The 23,266-nt window shown below is 62.0% G+C and carries 16 protein-coding genes, 1 tRNA gene and 1 pseudogene; 9 read left to right on the plus strand and 9 right to left on the minus strand.

Going from position 1 to position 23,266, the window contains the following annotated elements; genetic code table 11:
* Positions 1–15: 15 nt before the first annotated feature.
* The gene (locus FJW03_RS18925) at positions 16–480 is read left to right on the plus strand and encodes an NfeD family protein (RefSeq protein ID WP_140759435.1); all 465 of its coding nucleotides are present in this window, start codon (positions 16–18) and stop codon (positions 478–480) included.
* A 167-nt stretch (positions 481–647) separates the two neighbouring features.
* Here FJW03_RS18925 and FJW03_RS18930 read toward each other — a convergent pair whose 3' ends face one another.
* On the minus strand, positions 648–1,649 hold the full coding sequence (locus FJW03_RS18930) for a KpsF/GutQ family sugar-phosphate isomerase (protein ID WP_140759432.1): 1,002 nt from the start codon (positions 1,647–1,649) through the stop codon (positions 648–650).
* 207 nt (positions 1,650–1,856) lie between these two features.
* Between FJW03_RS18930 and FJW03_RS18935 the strand changes: the two genes are divergently transcribed.
* On the plus strand, positions 1,857–3,638 hold the full coding sequence (locus FJW03_RS18935; protein ID WP_181173092.1) for an outer membrane beta-barrel protein: 1,782 nt from the start codon (positions 1,857–1,859) through the stop codon (positions 3,636–3,638).
* A gap of 111 nt (positions 3,639–3,749) precedes the next feature.
* Here FJW03_RS18935 and galU read toward each other — a convergent pair whose 3' ends face one another.
* Entirely contained in the window at positions 3,750–4,655 is a 906-nt protein-coding gene (galU, locus tag FJW03_RS18940) for a UTP--glucose-1-phosphate uridylyltransferase GalU (protein ID WP_140607270.1), read from the minus strand.
* Positions 4,656–4,863: 208 nt separating this feature from the next.
* Here galU and FJW03_RS18945 point away from each other — a divergent pair, with 208 nt between their 5' ends.
* Positions 4,864–6,087 (plus strand): lytic murein transglycosylase, encoded by a 1,224-nt coding sequence (locus FJW03_RS18945; RefSeq protein WP_140766538.1) that lies wholly within the window; start codon positions 4,864–4,866, stop codon positions 6,085–6,087.
* A gap of 122 nt (positions 6,088–6,209) precedes the next feature.
* A complete protein-coding gene (locus FJW03_RS18950; RefSeq protein WP_140766537.1) occupies positions 6,210–7,439 on the plus strand; it encodes a DUF459 domain-containing protein in 1,230 nt (409 codons plus the stop codon).
* Between the two features lie 66 nt (positions 7,440–7,505).
* On the opposite strand, the gene FJW03_RS18955 is transcribed toward FJW03_RS18950, so the two are convergent.
* The gene (locus FJW03_RS18955) at positions 7,506–8,960 is read right to left on the minus strand and encodes a glutamate synthase subunit beta (RefSeq protein WP_140766536.1); all 1,455 of its coding nucleotides are present in this window, start codon (positions 8,958–8,960) and stop codon (positions 7,506–7,508) included.
* Positions 8,961–9,101: 141 nt separating this feature from the next.
* Positions 9,102–13,838: a glutamate synthase large subunit gene (gene gltB / locus FJW03_RS18960; protein WP_140766535.1), complete on the minus strand. Its 4,737-nt coding sequence runs from the start codon at positions 13,836–13,838 to the stop codon at positions 9,102–9,104.
* 468 nt (positions 13,839–14,306) lie between these two features.
* Between gltB and FJW03_RS18965 the strand changes: the two genes are divergently transcribed.
* The gene (locus FJW03_RS18965) at positions 14,307–15,359 is read left to right on the plus strand and encodes a threonine aldolase family protein (RefSeq protein ID WP_140766534.1); all 1,053 of its coding nucleotides are present in this window, start codon (positions 14,307–14,309) and stop codon (positions 15,357–15,359) included.
* A 123-nt stretch (positions 15,360–15,482) separates the two neighbouring features.
* On the opposite strand, the gene FJW03_RS18970 is transcribed toward FJW03_RS18965, so the two are convergent.
* A complete protein-coding gene (locus tag FJW03_RS18970) occupies positions 15,483–15,950 on the minus strand; it encodes an Hsp20 family protein (protein ID WP_140766533.1) in 468 nt (155 codons plus the stop codon).
* Between the two features lie 479 nt (positions 15,951–16,429).
* On the opposite strand from FJW03_RS18970, the gene FJW03_RS18975 reads away from it, so the two are divergent.
* Positions 16,430–17,407 carry an alpha/beta fold hydrolase gene (locus FJW03_RS18975; protein WP_140766532.1) on the plus strand — a complete coding sequence of 326 codons (978 nt, stop codon included), beginning with the start codon at positions 16,430–16,432 and terminating at the stop codon, positions 17,405–17,407.
* Between the two features lie 76 nt (positions 17,408–17,483).
* Here FJW03_RS18975 and hisN read toward each other — a convergent pair whose 3' ends face one another.
* Positions 17,484–18,257 (minus strand): histidinol-phosphatase, encoded by a 774-nt coding sequence (hisN, locus tag FJW03_RS18980; protein WP_140766531.1) that lies wholly within the window; start codon positions 18,255–18,257, stop codon positions 17,484–17,486.
* Between the two features lie 312 nt (positions 18,258–18,569).
* On the minus strand, positions 18,570–19,511 hold the full coding sequence (locus FJW03_RS18985) for an N-formylglutamate amidohydrolase (RefSeq protein WP_140766530.1): 942 nt from the start codon (positions 19,509–19,511) through the stop codon (positions 18,570–18,572).
* Between the two features lie 163 nt (positions 19,512–19,674).
* Between FJW03_RS18985 and cpdR the strand changes: the two genes are divergently transcribed.
* The 3 genes from cpdR (at position 19,675) to FJW03_RS19000 (ending at position 20,644) form a co-directional block, all read left to right on the plus strand.
* Complete coding sequence (gene cpdR, locus FJW03_RS18990; RefSeq protein WP_006199474.1) at positions 19,675–20,037, plus strand: cell cycle two-component system response regulator CpdR; 363 nt, start codon at positions 19,675–19,677, stop codon at positions 20,035–20,037.
* Positions 20,038–20,154: 117 nt separating this feature from the next.
* A tRNA-Val gene (locus tag FJW03_RS18995) sits at positions 20,155–20,229 on the plus strand.
* 214 nt (positions 20,230–20,443) lie between these two features.
* On the plus strand, positions 20,444–20,644 hold the full coding sequence (locus FJW03_RS19000; RefSeq protein ID WP_140766529.1) for a hypothetical protein: 201 nt from the start codon (positions 20,444–20,446) through the stop codon (positions 20,642–20,644).
* A 45-nt stretch (positions 20,645–20,689) separates the two neighbouring features.
* Here FJW03_RS19000 and FJW03_RS19005 read toward each other — a convergent pair.
* Positions 20,690–20,857: pseudogene (locus FJW03_RS19005) on the minus strand (helix-turn-helix domain-containing protein); the annotation flags it as partial.
* Positions 20,858–21,034: 177 nt separating this feature from the next.
* Positions 21,035–22,927, minus strand: a complete 1,893-nt coding sequence (locus FJW03_RS19010; protein ID WP_140766528.1) for a tetratricopeptide repeat protein — start codon at positions 22,925–22,927, stop codon at positions 21,035–21,037.
* Positions 22,928–23,266 lie beyond the last annotated feature (339 nt).

A 23,266-nucleotide genomic window follows, 5' to 3' on the forward strand; every position in this document is an offset into this window, starting at 1 on the left:
GAGTGGGTCAAGATCATGATCGACCGCATTATTTCCGAACTCGGTCCGTGGAACTGGATGGTTCTGGGCTTCGTGCTCCTGGTGGTGGAGGTCATCGCGCCGGGCTTCTTCATGCTGTGGATCGGCATCGCCGCCTTGATCGTTGGCGCGGCATCGCTGCTGATCTGGAATGCCGCCATCTGGAGTTGGCAGGTCCAGGTGCTCGTCTTCCTCGTGCTGTCGCTGGTTTCGGCTTTCATCGGCAAGAAACTGATGGGCGGCCACGACCAGCCGAGCGATCAGCCGCTGCTCAACCGTCGCGGCGCGCAATTGATCGGCAAGATGGCGACGCTCGCCGAACCGATCCGAGACGGCCGCGGCCGCATCAAGCTCGGCGACACGCTGTGGCGGGTTTCCGGCCCGGATCTGCCGGCCGGCACGCAGGTGCGCGTCACCGCTGCCGCCGACACCGATCTGGAGCTGACTGTTGAAGCGGTCTGAATTCTTTTTGACAGCACCAACGAGAAAGGTGTGTTGAGATTTCAGGTCAGGGCGAGTCGAAAATGGCGGGTTTCGAGAACCGGAGCGGAGCGTGCTTGAAGCACGTGAGCACCGGAAGCGCAGAAACCCGTCATTTGCAGACCGGTCTCACCTGAATATCAACACACCTACGCGGCGCCGATGCGCAAGAGGTCGTGGAAATGAACCACGCCCAGCGGCATGTTGTTCCTGGTCACCACGAGCGCACCGATATTGTGCTCGTTGAGCAGCGCGATTGCCGTACCGGCAAGCGTCTGAGGGTCGACCGTCTTGGGCGTGCGGGTCATCACCTCGTCCACGATGACATCGGCCAGGTTGCGATGCAGGTTGCGCGCGACGTCACCGTCGGTGATGATCCCGGCCAGCTCGCCATTGGCGTCGACGATCAGGACGCAGCCGACCTTCTTTTCCGACAGCGTCATCACCGCCTCCGGCATCTTTGTGCCGAGTACAGCGAGCGGCATCTGCTCGCCGACCCGCATGATCTCGGAGACCATGGTCAGGTTGGCGCCGAGCTGGCCGCCGGGATGGAAGGTGCGGAAATGATCCGGCGTGAAACCGCGCGCCTCGAGCAGCGCGATCGCCAGCGCATCGCCCATGACCAGTTGCAGCAACGTCGACGTCGTCGGCGCCAATCCGTGCGGACAGGCCTCGGGCGTACGCGGCAAAAGCAGCACGATGTCGGCCGCGCGCGCCAGCGCCGATGTCTCGCCGGAGGTGATGGCGATGAGTGGGATGGAGAACCGCCTGGAATAGGTGACGATGCCCATCATCTCCTTGCTCTCGCCCGACCATGATATGGCGATGATCGCGTCATCCTTGGCGATCATGCCGAGATCGCCATGGTTGGCCTCGACGGGATGGACGAAGAAGGCCGGCGTGCCGGTCGAAGCCAGCGTCGCCGCGATCTTGGAGCCGATATGGCCGCTTTTGCCGATACCGGTGACGATCAGTCGGCCGTCGATCTTCGAGATCATGTCTACGGCCTGCGCGAAAGGCGCGGCCAGTCCGTTCTCGAGCGCTTCGGCCAGAGCGGCGATTCCCGCCTGCTCGGTTGCCACCGTTCTCAGCGCCGAATCGATCGACGCTTGCCTGTCCAGGGGCTTCTTATCGAGGGATCTCGCATGCATGGATGATGCGATTAGCGCTTTGCCGTCCGCCTGTCCAACAGAAATGGCGGTGACACCCAGACCGCAGAGGCCTCGCGCGCAACGCGCGAGTCTACGAACAGCGGCGCTTTAGCCGCCCGAACAACCGCTACCTCAACCCTCCGTTAACCATCCCCATTTACGGTTCGGTAAGTATGGCGCGCGGGCGCCGCGCAAGCAGTGGTGGCGATGTCCGGGGCCCAGCCAGAAAAACCAAAAGGACGACAGGGCAAGGCGGCATGTGCCTTGTTGCTGGCGACCAGCATACTCGCCTTGCTGCGCCCGGCTCCGCTCCATGCCCAGGAAACGGAGCTGCGTGGCGAGGTTCCCGAATCGGCGATCCTGTCCGATCAGCAACGCAAGGCAAGGCAGTTGGTCGCTGCCCAGGGCCAGCAACAAGCGGCCAATGCCGCGCAAGACGACACGCAGCCGCGTACGTATTTGCCGGCCAGCGCCGGCGCCGTCCCTGACGACACGGGCACCGACGCAGCCACAGCCAGTATTTTCGATCCGCCGCAGGCGTACGACGACACGTCCACCGCCGATCCGATGCCGCCCAAGCCCCGCCGTCGCCCGTCGACTGGCGGGCGGACCGCAGCGGATCAGGACAAGACCAAGGCCGACGCCAAGGCGGCCGACAAGGCGAAGAAAAAGAAGACGACCGCCGCGACCACTGACACCACCGGGGCCGTGACCGATGGCAGCGACACCGCCGCGACGGACCAGGAAGCGGCCAACCGGCGCACCCTCACCATCGACAGTGCCGAGCGGCAGAAGCTCGACCCCGGCGCCGAGCGTACCGCCGCCATCGAAGGCCAGACCAGAAAGGCCGAGGACGATCCCTTCGCCCCCACCGGCGTCAGATGGGGGTCCTTCATCATCCGGCCGTCGATCGAACAGGGCCTGACCGCCACGACGAATGGCGATTCGAGCAGTGCCGGCACGTCGGCATTGCTGTCCGAGACGGCGTTGCGCTTTTCCGCCATTTCCGACTGGCGCGAAAACTCGGCCACCATCGACGGCTACGGCCTGTTCCGCGAGACCGTGTCGGGTTACCCGGTTCACGATGCGCAAGGGCGCATTGAAGGCCAGTTCAATGTCGATCTCGACAATGAACTGCGCGCTATCGCCAAGCTCGGCTACGAAGCCGTGCCGGAAACGGCCTCATCACCCAATGCCATTGCCGGCGTCAGCACCCAGCCGCTGCGACAGACGATCGACGGCAGCCTCGGCATCGAGAAGGCCGTCGGCAAGATGCAGTACACGTTGACCGGCGCGGTCTCGCACGACTTCTATGGCGACGCGAAACTTTCGGACGGCACCTCGCTGTCGCAGAAGGATCAGGACTCGACGCTCTACACGGCGACCCTGCGCACCGGCTATGAAATCTCCCCGGCCCTCACCCCGTTCACGGAAGTCGAGCTCGGCCGCCGGATCTATGATCAGCGCATCGACAATGAAGGCTTCGAGCGCTCCTCGACGCGCTTCGGCGCTCGTGCCGGCTTGCAACTCGACATGGGTGAGAAGCTGTCGGGTGAATTCTCGGCCGGGTGGCTGCGGGAAGCGATCGACGACAACAGCCTGGAGCCCATCTCGGGCGCGACCGTCAACGCCGATCTCAAATGGTCGCCAGAGCGCGGAACCACGATTGGCCTGACCGGCAAGACCACCGTCGAGACCACGACCACACCAGGTGAAAGCGGCGATATCCTCTACTCCGGCCGCCTGACGGCCGAGCGGCAGATCCGTGCCAACCTTACCGGCAATGCGGCACTCGGCCTCGATTGGCGAGACTATATCGGCATCGACGGCCATGACAGGATCCTGAGCGCCGAGGCCGGCCTGACCTGGTGGCTGAACCGCTATGCCGGCCTCACCAGCCGGGTGAGAACCGAAGAGCTGACCAGCAACCTGCCTGGCCGCGACTACACCGCCAACAGCATCTATCTCGGCGTGAAAGTGCAACGCTGAGGACGTCTGAGATTCATCATCCTGGGGCGTAGCAAGGAGCGAAGCGACGCGGCGCAGACCCAAGGATGACGAAGGCGCGGGGCCTGCGGTCGGCCAAACTCGCCCCGCGACCTAGAAAGCAGCGCCGCGCCGCTCCGAGGGCTTCATCTCGTCCAGAAGTGTGCGGATGACACCGGCCATGCTATGGTTCATGTCGCTGCGCCACAGCGCGAAAGCGACATTGGCCTCCACAAAACCTTCCGGCGAGCCGCAGTCGAAAGTGCGGCCCTGATAGTGATAGCCATAGAAGGACTGCTGCTTCTCCAGCTTCAGCATCGCGTCGGTGAGCTGGATTTCGTTGCCGGCGCCCTTTTCCTGGCCTTCGAGAATCTTGAAAATCTCCGGCTGCAGGATGTAGCGGCCGTTGATGTAAAGGTTGGACGGCGCGGTGCCGGTCTTCGGCTTCTCCACCATCTCGGTGATGCGGAAGCCGTGATGCTTATCCTCGCCGCGGCCGACAATGCCGTATTTGTGGGTCTCAGCCGGGTCACATTCCTGCACGGCGATGATGTTGTTGCCGGTTTCTTCGTAGAGTTCGACCATCGACTTCATGCAGCTCTTTTCCGACTGCATGATCATGTCGGGCAACAACAGCGCGAACGGCTCGTCGCCGACCAGTTCGCGCGCGCACCAGACCGCATGGCCAAGGCCGAGCGGCACCTGCTGGCGGGTGAAGCTGGTTTGCCCAGGCGCCGGCTGCAGCCGCTGCAAGCGGGCAAGCTGCTCGTCCTTGCCGCGCTGGGCCAGCGTGTCATAGAGCTCGAACTGGATATCGAAATGATCCTCGATGACCGCCTTGTTGCGGCCGGTCACGAAGATGAAATGCTCGATGCCGGCTTCCCGGGCCTCATCGACAACATACTGGATGACCGGCCTGTCGACGACGGTCAGCATCTCCTTGGGAACAGCCTTGGTGGCTGGGAGAAACCGCGTACCGAGGCCGGCGACCGGGAAAACTGCCTTGCGAACTCTCTTCATGCTTTCAATTATCCATGTGATGGCCGGCTCCGCAATCCCGTCAGTCGACATTTTCACGCCGGAATTGAGGATTACCTGCACAACCGAGGGGAGCTTCCACCGGTAAAGCATCAGGTGTCTTTTCGTTCCAGACGACGCCTATGGTAAACCAATTCCTAACCCGGTTCGGCGATGAATGGACTTTCCTGAGATAGAGAAGGAGGAAAACATGTCCGTTCGCAATGCCGCAAAACGTTTCACCAGCGTCATGACGGCGGCCAGCCTCTCGCTTGCTCTGCTGATGCCCGCCGGGCCAGCCTTCGCCGACGGCGGTTTCCGGCAGTGGGTCGCCAGTTTCCGTGCCACCGCTGTGGCGGGCGGCGTTTCCGGGTCCATCTATGACCAGGCTTTCCGGGGCATCAACGAGCCCGATCCGGTGGTGCTGGAAAAGGCGCGCACGCAGCCGGAATTCACCGCACCCGCCTGGGACTATTTCGACAACCGCGTGCATGACCAGTCGGTGGCCAACGGCCAGGCGATGGCGAAAAAGTGGAAGCCGTGGCTGGACAGGATCGAGGCGAGGTTTGGTGTCGACCGCTACGTCCTCCTGGCGATATGGTCGATGGAATCGAACTATGGCGAGATCCTGAAGCGCGACGACATCGTGCGCAATGTCATCCGCTCGCTGGCGACTTTGGGGTATGGCGACCCGAAACGATCGAAATTTGCCCGCACGCAGTTGATCGCGGCACTGAAAATCCTGCAGACCGGCGACATCGATGAAAGCCATTTGATGGGCTCATGGGCCGGCGCCATGGGCCAGACCCAGTTCATCCCCACCAGCTACCAGCACTATGCCGTCGACATGGACGGCAACGGCAAGCGCGACATCTGGAATTCCATCCCCGATGCGCTGGCGACCGCCGCCAATCTGTTGAAGAAGAACGGCTGGCAAGCCGGCAAGACCTGGGGCTACGAAGTCACGCTGCCGGCCGGCAAATTGCCCGGCGGAGCGAAAACGCTGGCGCAGTGGGAGACGCTCGGCGTCGTCAGGGCCAGCGGCAAGCCGTTCAGGAACCTCACGGACAAGGCGACACTGAAGGTGCCGGATGGCCGTGGCGGGCCGGCCTTCCTGATGATCAGGAATTTTTCGGTCATCAAGGCCTACAACAACGCCGACAAATATGCCCTCGCCGTCGGCCTTCTGGCCGACGAGATCGCCGGTGGCAGCGGCCTGGTCCAGGATTGGAAGCGGCCTTTCACCAAGCTTACCTTCGAGGAAAGACAGGAGTTGCAGAAGCGGCTTTCGCAGCACGGGCTTTACGACGGCAAATTCGACGGCAAGATCGGGGACGGTTCCAAGACCGCCATCATGGCCTATCAGGCAAAGGTCGGCTTGACCCAGGACGGCTATCCGAGCATGGAAGTGCTCAAATGGCTCAGGCAGAAATAGAGCCGGCCGCGGCGCCGCGTTTTTTTGGCGCTGGCACCTGGTGCCATGGCACTTTGAACTTGCGCCACGCCCCAAAACCGGCTCCGGTTTGCGGGATCAGGCGCAAGGGGATGGAGGAGTGATTGGTTTCGGCTGCGCGTATCGCGATCCTTGTTCGTCGCACGCCGATCCTGATTCTGGCGATCGTCCTGCTGACGATCGGCGCCGCCGGCGCCTTCCACGCGCCGGCCATGGCGCAAGAGCAGCAGGATCGTGGCTGGTCGTTGCGCGACCTGCTGTTCCCGCGCCGCAGCGAACGGGTCGAGCCACCACTGGACATCGAGAAGGCAAGGCCAAAGCCCAAAGCCAAGAAACCGCGCGCGCCTCGCCCGCCCACGGAGCCTGAAACCCCTGTGGTCGAAAAAGCACCGGACGCCCGCACCGTGCTGGTGGTCGGCGACTTCATGGCGGCAGGGCTTGCCGAGGGTCTGGACACCGCTTTCGCCGACAATCCCGGCGTCAACATCGTGACGCGCAGCAATGGTTCATCCGGCTTCGTGCGCGATGATTTCTACAACTGGCCTGAACAGATCAAATCGCTGATCGAGACCGAAAAACCTTCCGCCATTGTCGTCATGCTCGGCTCCAACGACCGCCAGCAGATGAAGGTGGGGGACGTGCGCGAGCAGCCTCGGTCGGAGAACTGGACCAAGGAATACGAGCGCCGCACCGATTCATTCGGCACGGCCATCGCCACTTCCAAGGTGCCCTTCCTGTGGGTCGGCATGCCGGCTTTCCGGCTGCCGAAGATGACGTCGGACATGCTGGCCTTCAACGACATTTACCGCAAGGCGGCCGAAAGTCATGGCGGCGAATTCGTCGACGTCTGGGACGGGTTCGTCGACGAGAACGGTGCCTTCGTCACCAGCGGTCCTGACATGAACGGCCAGCCCGTGCGGCTGCGTGCCGATGACGGCATCAACGTGTCGAGGGCCGGCAAACGCAAGCTCGCCTTCTATACTGAAAAACCGCTGATGAAGATCCTGGGCCTGGCCGCGCCCGGCGGCGTCGCCCCGGCCGCCGCACCGGCGGGCGCGCCCGTCGAGGCACCGGGCCCAGCGGCCGCGCCGATCGTGATAGACCGCACGCCACCGATGCTGCTCAGCGACCCGGCGTTCGACGGCGGCACCGAACTGCTCGGCGCGGCTCCTCAGCCGAAAGCCGATCCGGCTCTCCCCGGTGAAAGACTGATGATCGAGGGCAAGGCGCCGGAGGCTTCGCCCGGGCGCGCCGATGATTTCTCCTGGCCGCCACGGACAAATCCGGCGGCCACGGCGACCGCCACCGATACGACGACAGCGATCAATCGTTAGGCAGTTTGGGTTTTGTGGACGAAAAAAGGCACCGGATCGGCGCCTTTTCCATTCGAAGCAGACGCCTCAGCGAGGCAGGACGCTCGACCCCATCAGCGCTTCGTCGATCGAGCGCGCCGCCTGACGGCCTTCGCGGATCGCCCAGACGACCAGCGACTGGCCACGGCGCACGTCGCCCGCCGCATAGAGCCGGTCGACACTGGTCCTGTAGTCGCGGTCATTGGCTTCGACATTCCTGGAGCGGCGGCTGTCGGTGACGATCTTCATCTCACCCTCCAACTCCTTCGCGACGCCGGCCGCCGCCGGGCCGGCAAAGCCGATGGCGATGAAGGCGAGATCGGCGCGGATGACGAATTCGGTGCCGGGGATCGGCTTGCGCTTCTCGTCGACCTCGCAGCACTTGACGCCCGTGAGTTGGCCTTCCTCGCCGATGAATTCGAGCGTCGCCACCTGGAACTCGCGCTCGGCGCCCTCCGCCTGCGAGGACGAGGTGCGCATCTTGGTCGCCCAGTAGGGCCAGACCGCGAGCTTGTCTTCCTTCTCAGGCGGCTGCGGGCGGATGTCGAGCTGGGTGACGCGCACCGCGCCCTGACGAAAAGCGGTGCCGACGCAGTCGGAGGCGGTATCGCCGCCACCGACGACAACGACATGCTGGCCGCTGGCGATGATCGGATGCGACGGCCACGCAACCGACTGGATCGGCTCGCCGCCGACGCGACGGTTCTGCTGCACCAGATAGGGCATGGCGTCGTGCACGCCGCCGAGATCGTCGCCCGGAATATTGGCCGCGCGCGGCGTTTCCGATCCGCCGCAATAGAGCACGGCGTCATGCTCGGCCAGCAGTTCGGCGACGGGCTTGTCGACACCGACATTGACACCGCAATGGAAGGTCACGCCCTCGCCCTGCATCTGTTCGACGCGCCGGTCGATATAGTGCTTCTCGATCTTGAAGTCGGGAATGCCATAGCGCATCAGCCCGCCCGGCCGGCTCTCGCGCTCATAGACATGCACGTCGTGGCCGGCCCGGCCCAACTGCTGGGCGGCCGCCATGCCGGCGGGGCCGGAGCCGATGATGGCGACCCGCTTGCCGGTCTTTTTTTCCGGCGGATAGGGCCTGATATGGCCGGTCTCATAGGCCTTGTCGGCGATCGCCTGTTCCACCGTCTTGATGGCGACCGGAATGTCCTCGAGGTTCAGCGTGCAGGCTTCCTCGCAGGGCGCAGGGCAGATGCGGCCGGTGAACTCGGGGAAATTGTTCGTCGAATGCAGGTTGCGGATCGCGTTGTCCCAATCCCTGTTATAGACGAGATCGTTCCAATCGGGGATCTGGTTGTGGATCGGGCAGCCGGTCGGTCCGTGACAGTACGGAATGCCGCAATCCATGCAGCGCGCGGCCTGTTTCTCGACCTCCTTGTCCGACATCGGCAGCGTGAATTCACGGAAATGCCGGATGCGATCGGAGGCAGGCTGGTACTTGTGCACCTGCCGGTCGATTTCGAGAAAGCCTGTTACCTTGCCCATAGTCCAGTTCCTGCTGTCCAGATGGTGCGGTTTTCGCCGCACCCGTTAACCTCTTGAGGCAGCCATGGCAACCTTGCGCCCGAGGTCAAACTGTCGATGAAGGTGGCCGGGAAGCCTGAGCTCCCCGGCAATTGCAAAAGTCTATTCCGCCGCGACGCCCATGCGCATGCGTTCCATCTCGATCAGCGCGCGGCGGTATTCGACCGGCATGATCTTGCGGAATTTCGGCCGGAACGTCGCCCAGTCGTCGAGGATTTCACGGCCGCGCACCGAGCCCGTAAAGTGGACGTGGTTCGAGATCAGTTGATAGAGCCGCTCCTCGTCATGGCTGGTCATGTCGCCGGAGACGTCGACGCGCCCCTTGTGATCGAGGTCGCCGCCATGATGCAGCAGCTTCTCCATCAGGTCGTCTTCTTCCGGGACCGGCTCCAGTTCGACCATCGCCATGTTGCAGCGTTCGGCGAAATCGCCGGCCTCGTCAAGCACATAGGCAACGCCGCCCGACATGCCGGCGGCGAAGTTGCGGCCGGTCTTGCCGATGACGACGACGACACCGCCGGTCATGTATTCGCAGCCATGGTCGCCGACGCCTTCGACAACCGCCGCGACACCCGAATTGCGCACCGCGAAACGCTCGCCGGCGACGCCGGCGAAATAGGCCTCGCCCTCGGTCGCGCCATAGAGCACCGTATTGCCGACGATGATGGAGTCGGCCGCGACGATCTTGGCCTCTTCGGGCGGGCGGATGACGATGCGTCCGCCCGACAGGCCCTTGCCGACGTAGTCGTTGCCGGCGCCGACGAGATCGAACGACACGCCGCGCGCCAGGAAGGCGCCGAACGACTGGCCGGCGGTGCCGGTCAGCCTCACCTGGATCGTATCCTCGCGCAGGCCCTTGTGCTTGAAACGCTTGGCGACTTCACCCGACAGCATGGCGCCGGTCGAACGGTCGACATTGCGGATATCCACTTCGATCTTGACCGGCTGCTTGGCCTCCAGCGCCGGCTTGGCGAGTTCGATCAGCTTGCGGTCGAGCACGTCATCGATCGGGTGCTTCTGCCGTTCGGTCCAGTGCACCGCCTCATGCGGCGCATCGGGCTTGTAGAACATCTTCGAGAAGTCGAGCCCGCGCGCCTTCCAATGCTGGATCACGTCGCGCTTTTCCAGAAGGTCGCTGTCGCCGATGATCTGGTCGAGATGGGTGTAGCCCATTTCGGCGAGCAGCCCCCTCACCTCTTCCGCCACATAGAAGAAGAAGTTGATGACATGCTCGGGCGTGCCCTTGAAGCGCTTGCGCAGCACCGGGTCCTGCGTCGCCACGCCGACCGGGCAGGTGTTGAGATGGCACTTGCGCATCATGATGCAGCCCGCCGCGATCAATGGCGCGGTCGAGAAGCCGAACTCGTCGGCGCCGAGCAGCGCGCCGATGATAACGTCGCGCCCGGTGCGCAGGCCACCATCGACCTGCAGTGCCACGCGCGAACGCAGACCGTTCAGCACCAGCGTCTGGTGCGTCTCGGCGAGGCCCATTTCCCACGGGCTGCCGGCATGCTTGAGCGAGGTCAGCGGCGACGCTCCCGTGCCGCCATCATAGCCGGAGATGGTGATGTGATCGGCACGCGCCTTGGCGACGCCCGCCGCGACCGTGCCGACGCCGACCTCCGACACCAGCTTGACCGACACGTCGGCCGCCGGGTTGACGTTCTTCAGATCGTAGATCAGCTGCGCCAGATCCTCGATCGAATAAATGTCGTGGTGCGGCGGCGGCGAGATCAGGCCGACGCCCGGCGTCGAATGCCGGACCTTGGCGATGGTCGCGTCGACCTTGTGGCCGGGCAATTGCCCGCCCTCGCCGGGCTTGGCGCCCTGTGCGACCTTAATCTGCATCACATCCGAGTTGACCAGATACTCCGCGGTCACGCCGAACCGGCCGGAAGCGACCTGCTTGATCGCCGAGCGCTCCGGGTTCTTGCCGCCGCCGGGCAGCGGCAAGTAGCGATCCGCCTCTTCGCCGCCCTCGCCGGTGTTCGACTTGCCGCCGATCTGGTTCATGGCGCGCGCCAGCGTGGTGTGCGCTTCCCTGGAAATCGAGCCGAACGACATCGCTCCGGTGGAGAAGCGCTTGACGATCTCGGCCGCCGGCATGACGTCGTCGAGCGCGGGCTTCTTGCGCCCCGTCTCGTCGGCCAGCTTGATCTTGAACAGGCCACGGATGGTCTGCGCGCGCGCCGTCTCGCTGTCGATCTGCGCCGAATAGTCCTTGAACGTCTCCCATGAACCCTGGCGCACGGCATGCTGCAGGGTGGCCACCGCGTCGGGCGACCACATATGCGCCTCGCCGCGCATGCGGAACATATATTCGCCGCCGACCTCCAGGCTGTTGCGCAGCACCGGATCGTTGCCGAAACCATCGGTGTGACGGCTGAGCGTCTCGGCCGAAATCTCGTCCAGCCCGACGCCTTCGATCAGGGTCGCCGTACCGGTGAAATACTGCCGCACGAAGTCCGACTTCAGCCCGATGGCGTCGAATATCTGCGCGCCGCAATAGGACTGGTAGGTCGAAATGCCCATCTTGGACATCACCTTGAGGATGCCCTTGCCGATCGACTTGATGTAGCGCGACACGACCTCGTATTCGTCGACTTCTTCCGGCAGCTCGCCGCGCTTATGCATGTCGAGCAGCGTGTCAAAGGCGAGATAGGGATTGATCGCCTCGGCGCCATAGCCGGCCAGGCAGCAGAAATGATGCACTTCGCGCGGCTCGCCGGATTCCACGACGAGACCGACCGCGGTGCGCAGCCCCTTGCGGATCAGGTGGTGGTGCACCGCGGCCGTCGCCAGCAATGCCGGAATGGCGATGCGGTCCGGCCCGACCTGGCGGTCGGACAGGATGATGATGTTGTAGCCGCCGGCGACAGCCGCTTCCGCCCGTTCGCACAGGCGGTCGATGGCGCCCTGCATGCCGGCCGCGCCTTCGCTCGACCCGTAGGTGATGTCGATCGTCTTGGTATCGAAACGGTCCTCGGTGTGGCCGATGGAACGGATCTTTTCCAGATCGCCATTGGTCAGGATCGGCTGGCGCACTTCGAGCCGCTTGCGGCGCGAATTACCCACCAGGTCGAAGATGTTCGGCCGCGGCCCGATGAAGGACACCAGGCTCATCACCAGTTCCTCGCGGATCGGGTCGATCGGCGGATTGGTCACCTGGGCGAAGTTCTGCTTGAAATAGGTGTAGAGCAGCTTCGACTTGTCCGACATCGCCGAGATCGGCGTGTCCGTGCCCATCGATCCCACCGCTTCCTGGCCGGTGGTGGCCATCGGCGACATCAGCAGCTTGGTGTCTTCCTGGGTGTAACCGAACGCCTGCTGGCGATCGAGCAGGCTGACATCCTTGCGCAGCGCGCGCGGCTCGACCGGCTTCAAATCTTCCAGGATGAGCTGCGTGTTGGCGAGCCAGGTCTTGTAGGGGTGCTTGGTCGCGATCTCGGACTTGATCTCCTCGTCGGGGACGATGCGGCCCTTGGCAAGGTCGATCAAAAGCATGCGGCCGGGCTGCAGCCGCCACTTCTGGACGATCTTCTCCTCCGGCACCGGCAGCACGCCGGCTTCCGAGGCCATGATGACGCGGTCATCGTCGGTGACGATGTAGCGTGCGGGGCGCAATCCGTTGCGGTCGAGCGTGGCGCCGATCTGGCGGCCATCGGTGAAGGCCACCGCCGCCGGCCCGTCCCACGGCTCCATCAACGCGGCATGGTACTCGTAGAAAGCCTTGCGGTCGGCGTCCATGAGCTTGTTGCCTGCCCAGGCTTCCGGGATCAGCATCATCATGGCGTGGCTGAGGCTGTAGCCGCCCTGGAACAGGAACTCGAGCGCATTGTCGAAACACGCGGTGTCCGACTGGCCTTCATAGGAGATCGGCCAGAGCTTCGAGATGTTGTTGCCGAACAGTTCGGAATCGACCGATGCCTGTCTGGCCGCCATCCAGTTGTTGTTGCCGCGCACCGTGTTGATCTCGCCATTGTGCGCGACCATGCGGTAGGGATGCGCCAGCTTCCAAGACGGGAAGGTGTTGGTCGAAAAACGCTGGTGGACGAGGATCAGCGCCGTTTCGAAACGCGGATCGGTCAGATCCTTGTAATAGGCGCCGACCTGGTAGGCCAGGAACATGCCCTTGTAGACGATGGTGCGTGCCGACAGCGACACGCAATAGGCGCCGATATCCTTGTTGTCGTTCTCGGCGTAGATGCGGCCCGAAATGACCTTGCGCAGCAGGTAAAGCCGGGCCTCGTATTCCTCGTCGTCGGGAATGTCCGATGTACGGCCGATGAAGACTTGCCTATGGAATGGCTCGGACGCCGCGATGTCAGGCGCCTTCGACAGCGACGAGTTGTCGACGGGCACATCGCGGAAGCCGATGAGCGGCAGCCCTTCCGACTGCGCCGATTCCGCGATGATGTCCTCGATATGGGCGCGAAGGGCCGGGTCCCGCGGCATGAACCAGTGTCCGACGCCGTACTGACCGGCCGGCGGCAGTTCGATGCCTTGGGCCGCCATCTCCTCGCGGAAGAACTGGTCAGGCAGTTGCACCAGCACGCCGGCGCCGTCGCCGACCAGAGGATCGGCGCCGACGGCGCCGCGATGCGTCAGGTTCTCGAGCACGGCAAGCCCGTCCTCGACGATCTGGTGCGACTTCACGCCCTTCATATTGACGATGAATCCGACGCCACAGGCGTCATGCTCGTTGCGCGGATCGTAAAGACCCTGGGCGGCAAGACCATCGGTGGTTCGGCCAATGTCGGTTCGAGGCGTATTTTTGACGGCAGCCGCTTTCGTCTGCGCGGCCTGGCCGTTCGTCGCAGAGAGCGTCATATCCGTCATCGTCCTGTCTCCATTTCAGCCCTGCAGGCGCTGGTTTGCCTCGGCAAGCGCTTGGCTCACCCTGATCCTTGCGGCACGTCTTGCGAAATCATTGCCGAACCAGACGGCATGCCGCATGGTTCGCATTCGTACAGGCCAGCGTCCGGCCGTCCACCTGTCGCTCGCGGCAACAGCCGGAGAGGCCAATATGTTACGCCAATCCAGCCAGTTTTGTGCGACAAAATAAGACAGCACTACTGTCCTAAATTTTTATGGCAGAATTCCCCGACGCACACAAGACCGATTCACAAAAAACTTGGAGCTTCCGCGACATAAAATTACGCAGAGCCTGCAGGAAACGTAAGCTTCAGTCGCCAATGCCCGCCAGTCGGCCTGGCTGGGTTTAATGGTTTTCCAACCTCTGGCCCCTTGCGGTCGGCTCCCGAAACCGGTCAACTCGACGCTGATTTCCCCAACACAGGCAGATGCATGTTCTTCGCTTCCGACAATTGGGCAGGCGCCCATCCCGATATCGCTGCCGGCCTGTCGTCCGCTTCCGGCGGCTTTGCCGCCGCCTATGGCGACGGCGCGCTCGACCAGGCGGTCTACCAGCGTTTCAGCGAGATTTTCGAACGCGAGGTCGCCGTGTTCTTCGTGGCAACCGGCACGGCCGCCAATTCGTTGTCGCTGACCACCTTCAACAAGCCCGGCGGCATTTCTTTCGCCCACCGCGAATCGCATGTCATCGAAGACGAGTGCGGCGCGCCGGAATATTTTTCGGGCGGTTCGCGGCTGCATGCCGTCGATGGCTCCCTGGGTAGGATGGACCCGCACAATCTGGAAAGGGCGATCGGCCGTTTCGCCGGCGAGGTGGTCCATTGGGGCCGGCCGATGGCTGTTTCGATCACCCAGTCGACGGAGGTCGGCACTGTTTATGGCCTGAACGATATCGCCGCGATTTCATCCATCGCCAGGCAGCATTCCGTGCCGCTGCATATGGACGGCGCCCGCTTTGCCAATGCGCTGGCCGCGCTCGATACGACACCGGCCGAGATGACCTGGAAGCGCGGCGTCGACATCCTGTCCTTCGGCGGCACCAAGAACGGTTGCTGGTGCGCCGAGGCGGTCGTGCTGTTCGATCTCGACCGCGCCAAGGAACTGTCCTTTCTGCGCAAGCGTGCCGCCCAGCTATTTTCGAAATCGCGCTTCGTCGCGGCGCAGTTCGAAGCCTATTTCAAGGACGGACTGTGGCTCGACACAGCGCGTCATGCCAACGCCATGGCCGCGCGCCTGGCCGCGGCGATCGAGGATTCGCAGACGGCGAAGCTGGCCTGGCTGCCGCAGGCCAACGAAGTGTTCGCCGTGATCAAGAAGGCGGAGGCCGACAAATTGCAGGCGGCGGGCGCGGCGTTCTACGACTGGCATAAGCCGCACGGCTTCGACGGCCATATCGGCGAGGACGAGCTGCTCTATCGCTTCGTGACCAGCTTTGCCACGACTTCAGAGGAAGTCGATCGCTTCGGCCAGTTGATCGCCGGATAAATCAATCTCCCGGAATAAAAAAGCGGCGCCTTTCGGCGCCGCTCCGTCTCGGGAGGAGACTTCGGAGCAATTCCAGGAAAAGTGTGAAGCGGTTTTCCGTCCGGAATTGCGTTACCACCGATGTTAGGCGGCAGTCTTGGCCTCGATCTGCTTGGCGTTGGCCGGAGCCGAAGTGATCGCGATCTTGCGCGGCTTCAACTCCTCCGGAATATTGCGCTTCAGGTCCACGAAGAGCAGGCCGTTCTTCAGCGTGGCGCCGACGACGTCGACATGGTCGGCAAGCTGGAAGCGGCGCTCGAAGGCCCTGGAGGCAATGCCGCGATAAAGCAGTTCGGATTCTTCACCGGTACCCTCGTCCTTGCGCTCGCCCTTCACGGTCAGCACGTTGCGATGAGCCTCGATCGAGATTTCCTCATCGGAGAATCCGGCAACGGCCATCGAAATCCGGTAGGAATCGTCGCCAGTGCGCTCGATGTTGTAGGGCGGATAAGTCTGCGCGCCATCGGGCTGCGCAAGCGAATCGAGCATCGTGAAGAGACGGTCGAAGCCGACGGTCGAACGGTAAAGCGGGGAAAAGTCAACGTGACGCATGATGTGTTCTCCTGTTGAGCAACATGGTTTGCGTATGGCCGGTACAGAACCCTTGGTTTGGCGTCCCGGATGGACCAGCGGCCCCAATCTTGGCGACCGCTCCAGACATTTGGGAAGCGTCCCAAGGCATTTCAAGATTTTTGCCCGTTGGAAAAAAGCGGGCCCTTTGCGCTTGATGAACGGCAGATGAACCGGCGCTTCGGCGCGCGTTCACACAGTCGCCGCTAAGGTGATTTCAAGATCGCGGACTGGCGGCGCCGATTTGAATGGCAGATACCGCAACGAAGCCGAACCGGGTGTCAACGTCCCTTCCTCCCGGATCGACAGGGGCCGGAAGCACGCTCTGAGCGGCTTCCGGCCTTCCCCATTGGGGTCCTGCGTAACCTGGATTTGCTTTGCTTTTGATGTATTGGCGTCTATCACCTTGACGAGGCCAGCCGTGACAGGCTGGCGCGAAGACGCCGAGCACAAAGCGCCGCATGACGGACATTTTCGAGGACACCCCCCTCTTTCACGCAACGCCGGACAATCCGCGGCCGGAAAACGCCACCGGTGGCTTCTTCACCACGCGCGATCGCAAGAAGATACGCTACGGCCTGTTCGCGGTGGTGGCGCGTCCGATGCGGGGCACCGTGGTGCTGCTGTCCGGCCGCAACGAATGCATTGAGAAATATTTCGAGACCATCCGCGACCTTGCGGCGCGAGGCTTTGGCGTCGCCACCTTCGATTGGCGCGGCCAAGGCGGTTCCGACCGGCTGATCCGTGATCGCCAGCGCGGCTATGTCAAATCCTTCCGCAACTATACGGCCGATCTGGAGCAGTTCTTCGAGGAGATCGTGCTACCCGATTGCCGCGGGCCGTATTACATCCTCGCCCATTCCGCGGGCGCCGTGATCACGCTGCTTGCGGCGCCGTCCATGGTGAACCGCGTGCGCCGCATGGTGCTGATCGCGCCGTTCCTGACACTGCCGGATCTGCCGGTCTCGATATCGACCGTCCGCCGCGTCTGTTCGTTCTTTTGTTTGCTGGGTCTTGGCCGGCTCTATGCCGCCTGGGGTCCGCGACCCAAGGTAACGGCGCCCTTCGAAACCAACAAGGTGACGTCCGATCCAGAGCGCTATCGCCGCAACACAGGGATCTACGAGGCGTTCCCGCAACTGGCGCTTGGCGGCCCGACGATCCGCTGGCTGCAAGCAGCTGCGAAGGCATCGGAAGCCATCAGCGACCCCGACTTCATGGCCCGCATCCAGGTGCCCTTGCTGATCATCGCCGCCGGCGCCGACCAGGTCGTCTCGACCAAGGCCGTGGAGGCATACGCCAGAAGTCTGAGGCTCGGTTCGCTGCTGATGATCGACGGCGCCAAGCACGAAATCCTGCAGGAAGTCGACTTATACCGCGAACAATTCCTCGCCGCCTTCGACGCCTTCATTCCCGGTTCGGACGACCCAACGGCCTGAGCGGCACCGCAGCCAGCCTCCGCGAGGACTGAACGATACGCCTCGGATCATCCGGCGGCACCAACAAGGAAGCCAATCAGCCGCGCAAGGCGGCCATGGCGGCGGCGTGAAGCTCCGGCGTCGCCGCCGCCAGCACATCGCCGCCCTTTTCCGCCGGCCCGCCGTCGAAAGTGGTGACGACGCCACCCGCCTTCTCTATGATCGGGATCAGCGCCACGATGTCGTAGGGCTTCAATCCGGGATCGGCAACGATGTCGACGCTTCCCGAGGCGACCATGGCGAAGGCATAGCAATCGGTGCCGTAGCGGGCAAGTTGCACCTGCTTCTCGAATGCGTCATAGCGCGTGCGCGCGTCGCCCGTGAACAGCGCCGGTGTGGTGGTGAACAGCGTCGCATCCGCCAGGCTGGTCGTCTTGCGGGTCGAAAGCTTGCGCGGCCCGCCCGGCCCCTCATAGTGCGAGCCGGCGGCATTGGCGTAGAACAGTTCGCCGGTGAAGGGCTGCGACATCATGCCGGCCACGGCGTCGCCGTCGACCGTCAGCCCGACCAACGTCCCCCATACCGGCAGGCCGGAGATGAAGGCCCGTGTCCCGTCGATCGGATCGATCACCCAGACATGCCTGCTGGCGGTGTTCTCGCTGCCGTGCTCCTCGCCAAGAATGCCGTGCTCGGGATACTGCGCCGAGATCAGCGCCCGGATGGCGCGCTCGGCCTCGCGGTCGGCTTCCGTGACCGGATCGAAACTGCCCTTTTCCTTGTTGGCGACCGCCCCCTGGCTGCGGAACCTCGGCAAAGTCTCGGCCGCTGCTGCTTGCGCGATACGGCGCATGAAATCGATGCTGATGTCCAACTGATTCTCCCGCCTTGCGGCATGCCCTAACCCGGCTCTGCCGCGACTTTTTCCGCCAAAACAAGGGTGTTTATCGATTATTTCTGCGTTCACCGTTGCCCAAATGTCACATAGACATCATCGAAACGCAATTTCCACATCACTCTGAATTAAAAAAGCCTGAAGGTCGCTTGACATTTGTGCACCGCACAATACCCTTGATGATGGACAGGTTTTCCTGTCCATGCCCTCCTTGGGCGTTTCCTCCCTAGACTTCGACCGTATCGTGAAAACGATGCGGTCTTTTTTTAAGCCGCGATCCGGCTGCAAGTCTCATTCCGCGGCCAGCGGCAGGTCGATGAAGTGATGGTCGGGCATCGCCATCAGATCCGATGAAAATCGCGTCAGATCGTCGGCCAGCGCGTCAAAGCCGGCGACCTTCTCGAATGTCCGCTCATTCATGTAGAGCCCGCGATTGATCTCGATCTGCAGCGCATGCAGGTGACGCGCCGGGCGGCCATAATGTTCCGTGATGAAGCCGCCGGCATAAGGCTTGTTGTGGGCGACGGTATAGCCCATGGCGGTCAGCAGGCCGATCGCGGTTTCGGTCAGGGCGGCGGTGGCCGAGATGCCGAAACGGTCGCCGATGATGAAGTCGGGCCGCACGCCGCTCTCGCCGACACGGATGCTCGCCGGCATCGAATGACAGTCTATCAGCACGGCAAACCCGAAGCGGGCATGGGTCCTGGTCAAAAGCCGCTTCAGCGTTTCGTGATAAGGCTTGTAGACGGCCTCGACGCGGGCAACGGCTTCGGCCAGCGGCAGGCGGCCCGAATAGATATCGAGGCCCTCGCCGACCAGCTTCGGCACGGTGCCAAGTCCGCCCGCGACCCGCGCCGACCGGATGTTGCAGAAGGACGGCACCGGCTCGGCGAACATGCGCGGGTCGAGTTCCCATGGCTCGCGATTGACGTCGAGATAGGCGCGCGGGAAATTCGCCGCCAGCATCGGCGCGCCCAGCGCCACGGCGCCGCCGAACAGCTCGTCGACATAGCAATCCTCCGAACGGCGGATGGCGTTGCGATCGAGCTTTGCCATGGCAAGGAAGCGTTCCGGGTAGTAGCGGCCGCTATGCGGTGAGTTGAAGAGGAAAGGGACGCGCTGCTCGGCGCCCGACCGGATTTCGAAGGGTGGAAAGACCGAAAAATCCTCGGCTGCCGTCTTCAATTTGAATGTACCCGAAAACACCAGTGCATCATGACACGAAACTGCCACCTTGCAGGCCGCGTGTCCAGCATTTCAGCGGTCGCGCCGCCCGGCAAATATGGGGTCATCCCTCTGCGCGTTCACTTGATGTTTACCCTCGCCTCCTCATATAGAGGATGGTTAACGGGCCTGCCCCACGGCAGTCTCGGGCGGGTGATTCGGACGGGATATCATGGCACGCATTCTTCTGGCGGAAGACGACGACGATATGCGTCGTTTCCTCGTCAAGGCGCTGGAACGCGCCGGTTATCAGGTCAGCGATTTCGACAACGGCGCCAGCGCCTATGAGCGTCTGCGCGAGGAACCGTTCTCGCTGCTCTTGACCGACATCGTCATGCCGGAGATGGACGGTATCGAACTGGCACGCCGCGCCACGGAGATCGATCCCGACCTCAAGGTCATGTTCATCACCGGTTTCGCCGCCGTCGCGCTGAACCCGGATTCCAAGGCGCCGAAAGACGCCAAGGTGCTGTCGAAGCCCTTCCACCTGCGCGATCTCGTCAACGAGGTCGAGAAGATGCTGCAGGCGGCCTGAGCCGCCTTCCGCTGAGGCAATCGGCACTTGTTTGCCGGTGCGGCGAGACGACGCCGTCTTTCCTTTTTCCTGCTATTGACGCGCCGGATCAAAAATGGTGTATGCGCGTCGTCGGATGGGCGTGTAGCTCAGCGGGAGAGCACTGCATTGACATTGCAGGGGTCACAAGTTCAATCCTTGTCACGCCCACCATCCAACCCCTTGGTTTCGTTGAATAAACAAGCCTAGGCTGTCCTCCGAAGAACCATCAATTGGCTACTGGCTCCACTCTGGCTCCAGGAAAGCGCTAATTAATGGCTTCGATCCGCAAACACCGAGACAATATCAGGCCCGCATTCGCAGGCAGGGCTATTCCCTGACCAAGACGTTCCATCGCCTGTCTGACGCGAGGGAATGGGCAAGGCTGATGGAGACCCAGACTGACAGGCAAGAGCTTGCACCAGGCCGAAAGGCATTACAGACAACTACCCTGTCCGATCTGGTCATCCATTACCGCAATGAAGTGGTGCCAACCAAGAAAGGGGGTGACGTCGAAACCATCGTGTTGAATGCCTTTCTGCGTCATCCGATCTGCAAACAGGCCCAAAGCACATGCATAGAGCATTAGCTACGGGACCGCTTGGCTAGGCCGAACTACAAGGCTTATCGGCCCTTACGAGGCCCTTTTCAGCTCGTCGATGATCGCGTGAACGTCAAAGCCGATGATCGCGGCCATATCGATCAGTTCTACCAGATCGACGCGCCGATCACCGTTTTCGATGTTTGCGACGAATGGCTGATGTCGTCCCATTGCCCTAGCCACTTCGGCTTGAGTCATGCCAGCGGCTTGGCGCCCTACATGCGGACGGAGTGTCGGCCTACCCCGTCATTGCAGGCGAAATGTTTGAGCGCCCAATCAGACGCGAAGAGCCATGACCCGACTTTGCCTTCAACCAACTCATTTTCTGGGTTTCATATTCCACGTGAATGCTTCATTGGCCTCGCAGCCTACTGATACTCAAGCCCCAGTCGCGGCTATTTGGGCCTCCATCCGATTGACGAGCGCGACATAACGGGGATGAGCGCGGAGCGAGTCGAGGTCGCTATCCTGACGCATCCAAGGCATGCGCAAAATGAGGTAGGCATGTGATGCAGTTAGCTGACGTTCCAGGCAATCGATAGCCTGTTCCGCCTTGCCCAGCCTCGCATAAAAACAGCCTATGTTGTACTGAACCGCAATGTTGTCTCCGGCGAACATTTCAGCACGGGAGACCCACGACAGCGCGCGTTCAATCTCGCCAATTTCCGCCAGCATTGAGGCGCCGTAACATAGCGCGGTGGCATTGTCGGGATGCGCTTTGACTTCCTTTTCCACTGCCAGCACACCTTGCCCTGCAGCTTCCTTGGCGTCGTCGCTGCGGCCAAGTGAAACATAGACCATATTTAGATTGGTCCAGACCCGATAGTCATCGGGTGACAACGATACGGCACGCTGGTACAGCGCGGCAGCTTTCTCGTATTGACCTTGAATGAAACAATTCCGGCCGTAAGAGAAATAGGTATCGGAAGAACTGGCGTCTAACTCTAAAGCTCGCTCGAACTCCACTTCCGCCTCGGCATACCGGCCATTTACGAACAAGGCTCCGCCACGTGATGCGTGGGCGTCGGCGAGACCTGGCTCAAGTTCCAGCGCCCGTGTGCTGTTGGAAAGGACTGCCTCGAAGCTGGCGTCGGGATCGTTGCAAGTCAACAGAAGCCACTCACAATCAGCCAAAGCGGCATAAGCGCGCGCATAATTTGGGTCAATTTCAACAGCTCTGGCAAACAGTCGCTGCGCTGTTTTGATAAACTTGGTCTCGACTCCCCTATTGAGGAACGACCTGCCCATCAACAGCGTCTCGTAAGCCTCTGGGTTGTCGGTCGAGCGGTTTGTAATTGTCGCCAGTTCTTCGGGCAGCAGCTTCACTTTGAGCACGTCGACAATGCTTTTGGATATCTCGTCCTGAAGGGCAAAGATATCGTCCAACGTCCGGTCATACCGCTCGGCCCAGATATGGTCACCGCCACGACCATTGATTAGCTGAGCCGTGATACGCACTCGCCCTCCAGCCTTGCGTACACTTCCTTCCAGGACGTAGGCGACGTTCAGCTTCTTCGCCACCTCCTCGATCAATACCGCCTTGCCCTTGAAGGTAAAGACTGTATTGCGCGCGACGACGGAGAGTCCGGACACTTGCGAAAGGTCGGTGATAATGTCCTCGGTGATGCCGTCGGAAAAATACTCCTGCTCGGGATCACCGCTCATATTGGCGAAGGGTAGGACGGCGATCGACGGTTTGTCGGGCAGAGTCACAGCCAAGTGTTCCCCACTTTTGCCGCTCACGTTCATTCCAACGCAGTAGACCCGCACTGGCTTCACGATGTTTTTGAGCGTGTGTTCGCCGAGATCGTCGAACGCCAATGCTAGCTTGCTGGTAACATGTTCGTGCACGGTGGAGGAGACGTAGATACCACCGGGCTCAGCCAAACCCTCCAACCGCGCTGCTACGTTTACGCCGTCGCCATAAATATCGGAGCCTTCGACGATCACATCGCCCAGATTGACACCTATTCGGAGGATGATGCGACTCGTCTCTGGTGCGCCCAGATTGGCATTATTGAAACCTTTCTGCAGTTCGACCGCACACTGTACGGCATCCACGGCACTGCCAAATTCTACCAGAACACCGTCCCCCATTACCTTGACGACGCGGCCATGGTGTTGGGCAACCGTGGGAGATAGCACCTCGTTCCGACGTGCCTTGAGTGCGGCCAATGTGCCCGCCTCGTCGTGTTCCATCAGGCGCGAATAACCCACGACATCGGCGGCCAGGATCGCGGCAAGGCGGCGTTGGGCGCGAATTTCGGCCATGTGGGGTGAATACCTTCAGGAAGCCGAGCGCATATAATTGTATAGGTACTCTGGCCGCGAGTCTATTCGGCCCGACTTCTGTTGTGGGTCAGGATCGACGGACTGGCCATGTCCCCGGCATGCCCGGTTATTGGGTAATTCTTGCGGACGGATCATAAGGCGATTGGCGCCGCGCGGGTCTTAGCGTCAGGTTTTCATCACTGCGGAGTCCGGTCTAAATCAGTCCGGGCATCTAATCGTTATGGTTGATGGGCGATACCGAGAATGTTGGCGTACGGGCAGCAGCATCAATTGCTTCTGATCCAAACAGTACGCTTTGAGTTCCTTCCTTTGGGTTCC

The sequence above is a fragment of the Mesorhizobium sp. B4-1-4 genome (genome assembly GCF_006439395.2).
Classification (GTDB): domain Bacteria; phylum Pseudomonadota; class Alphaproteobacteria; order Rhizobiales; family Rhizobiaceae; genus Mesorhizobium.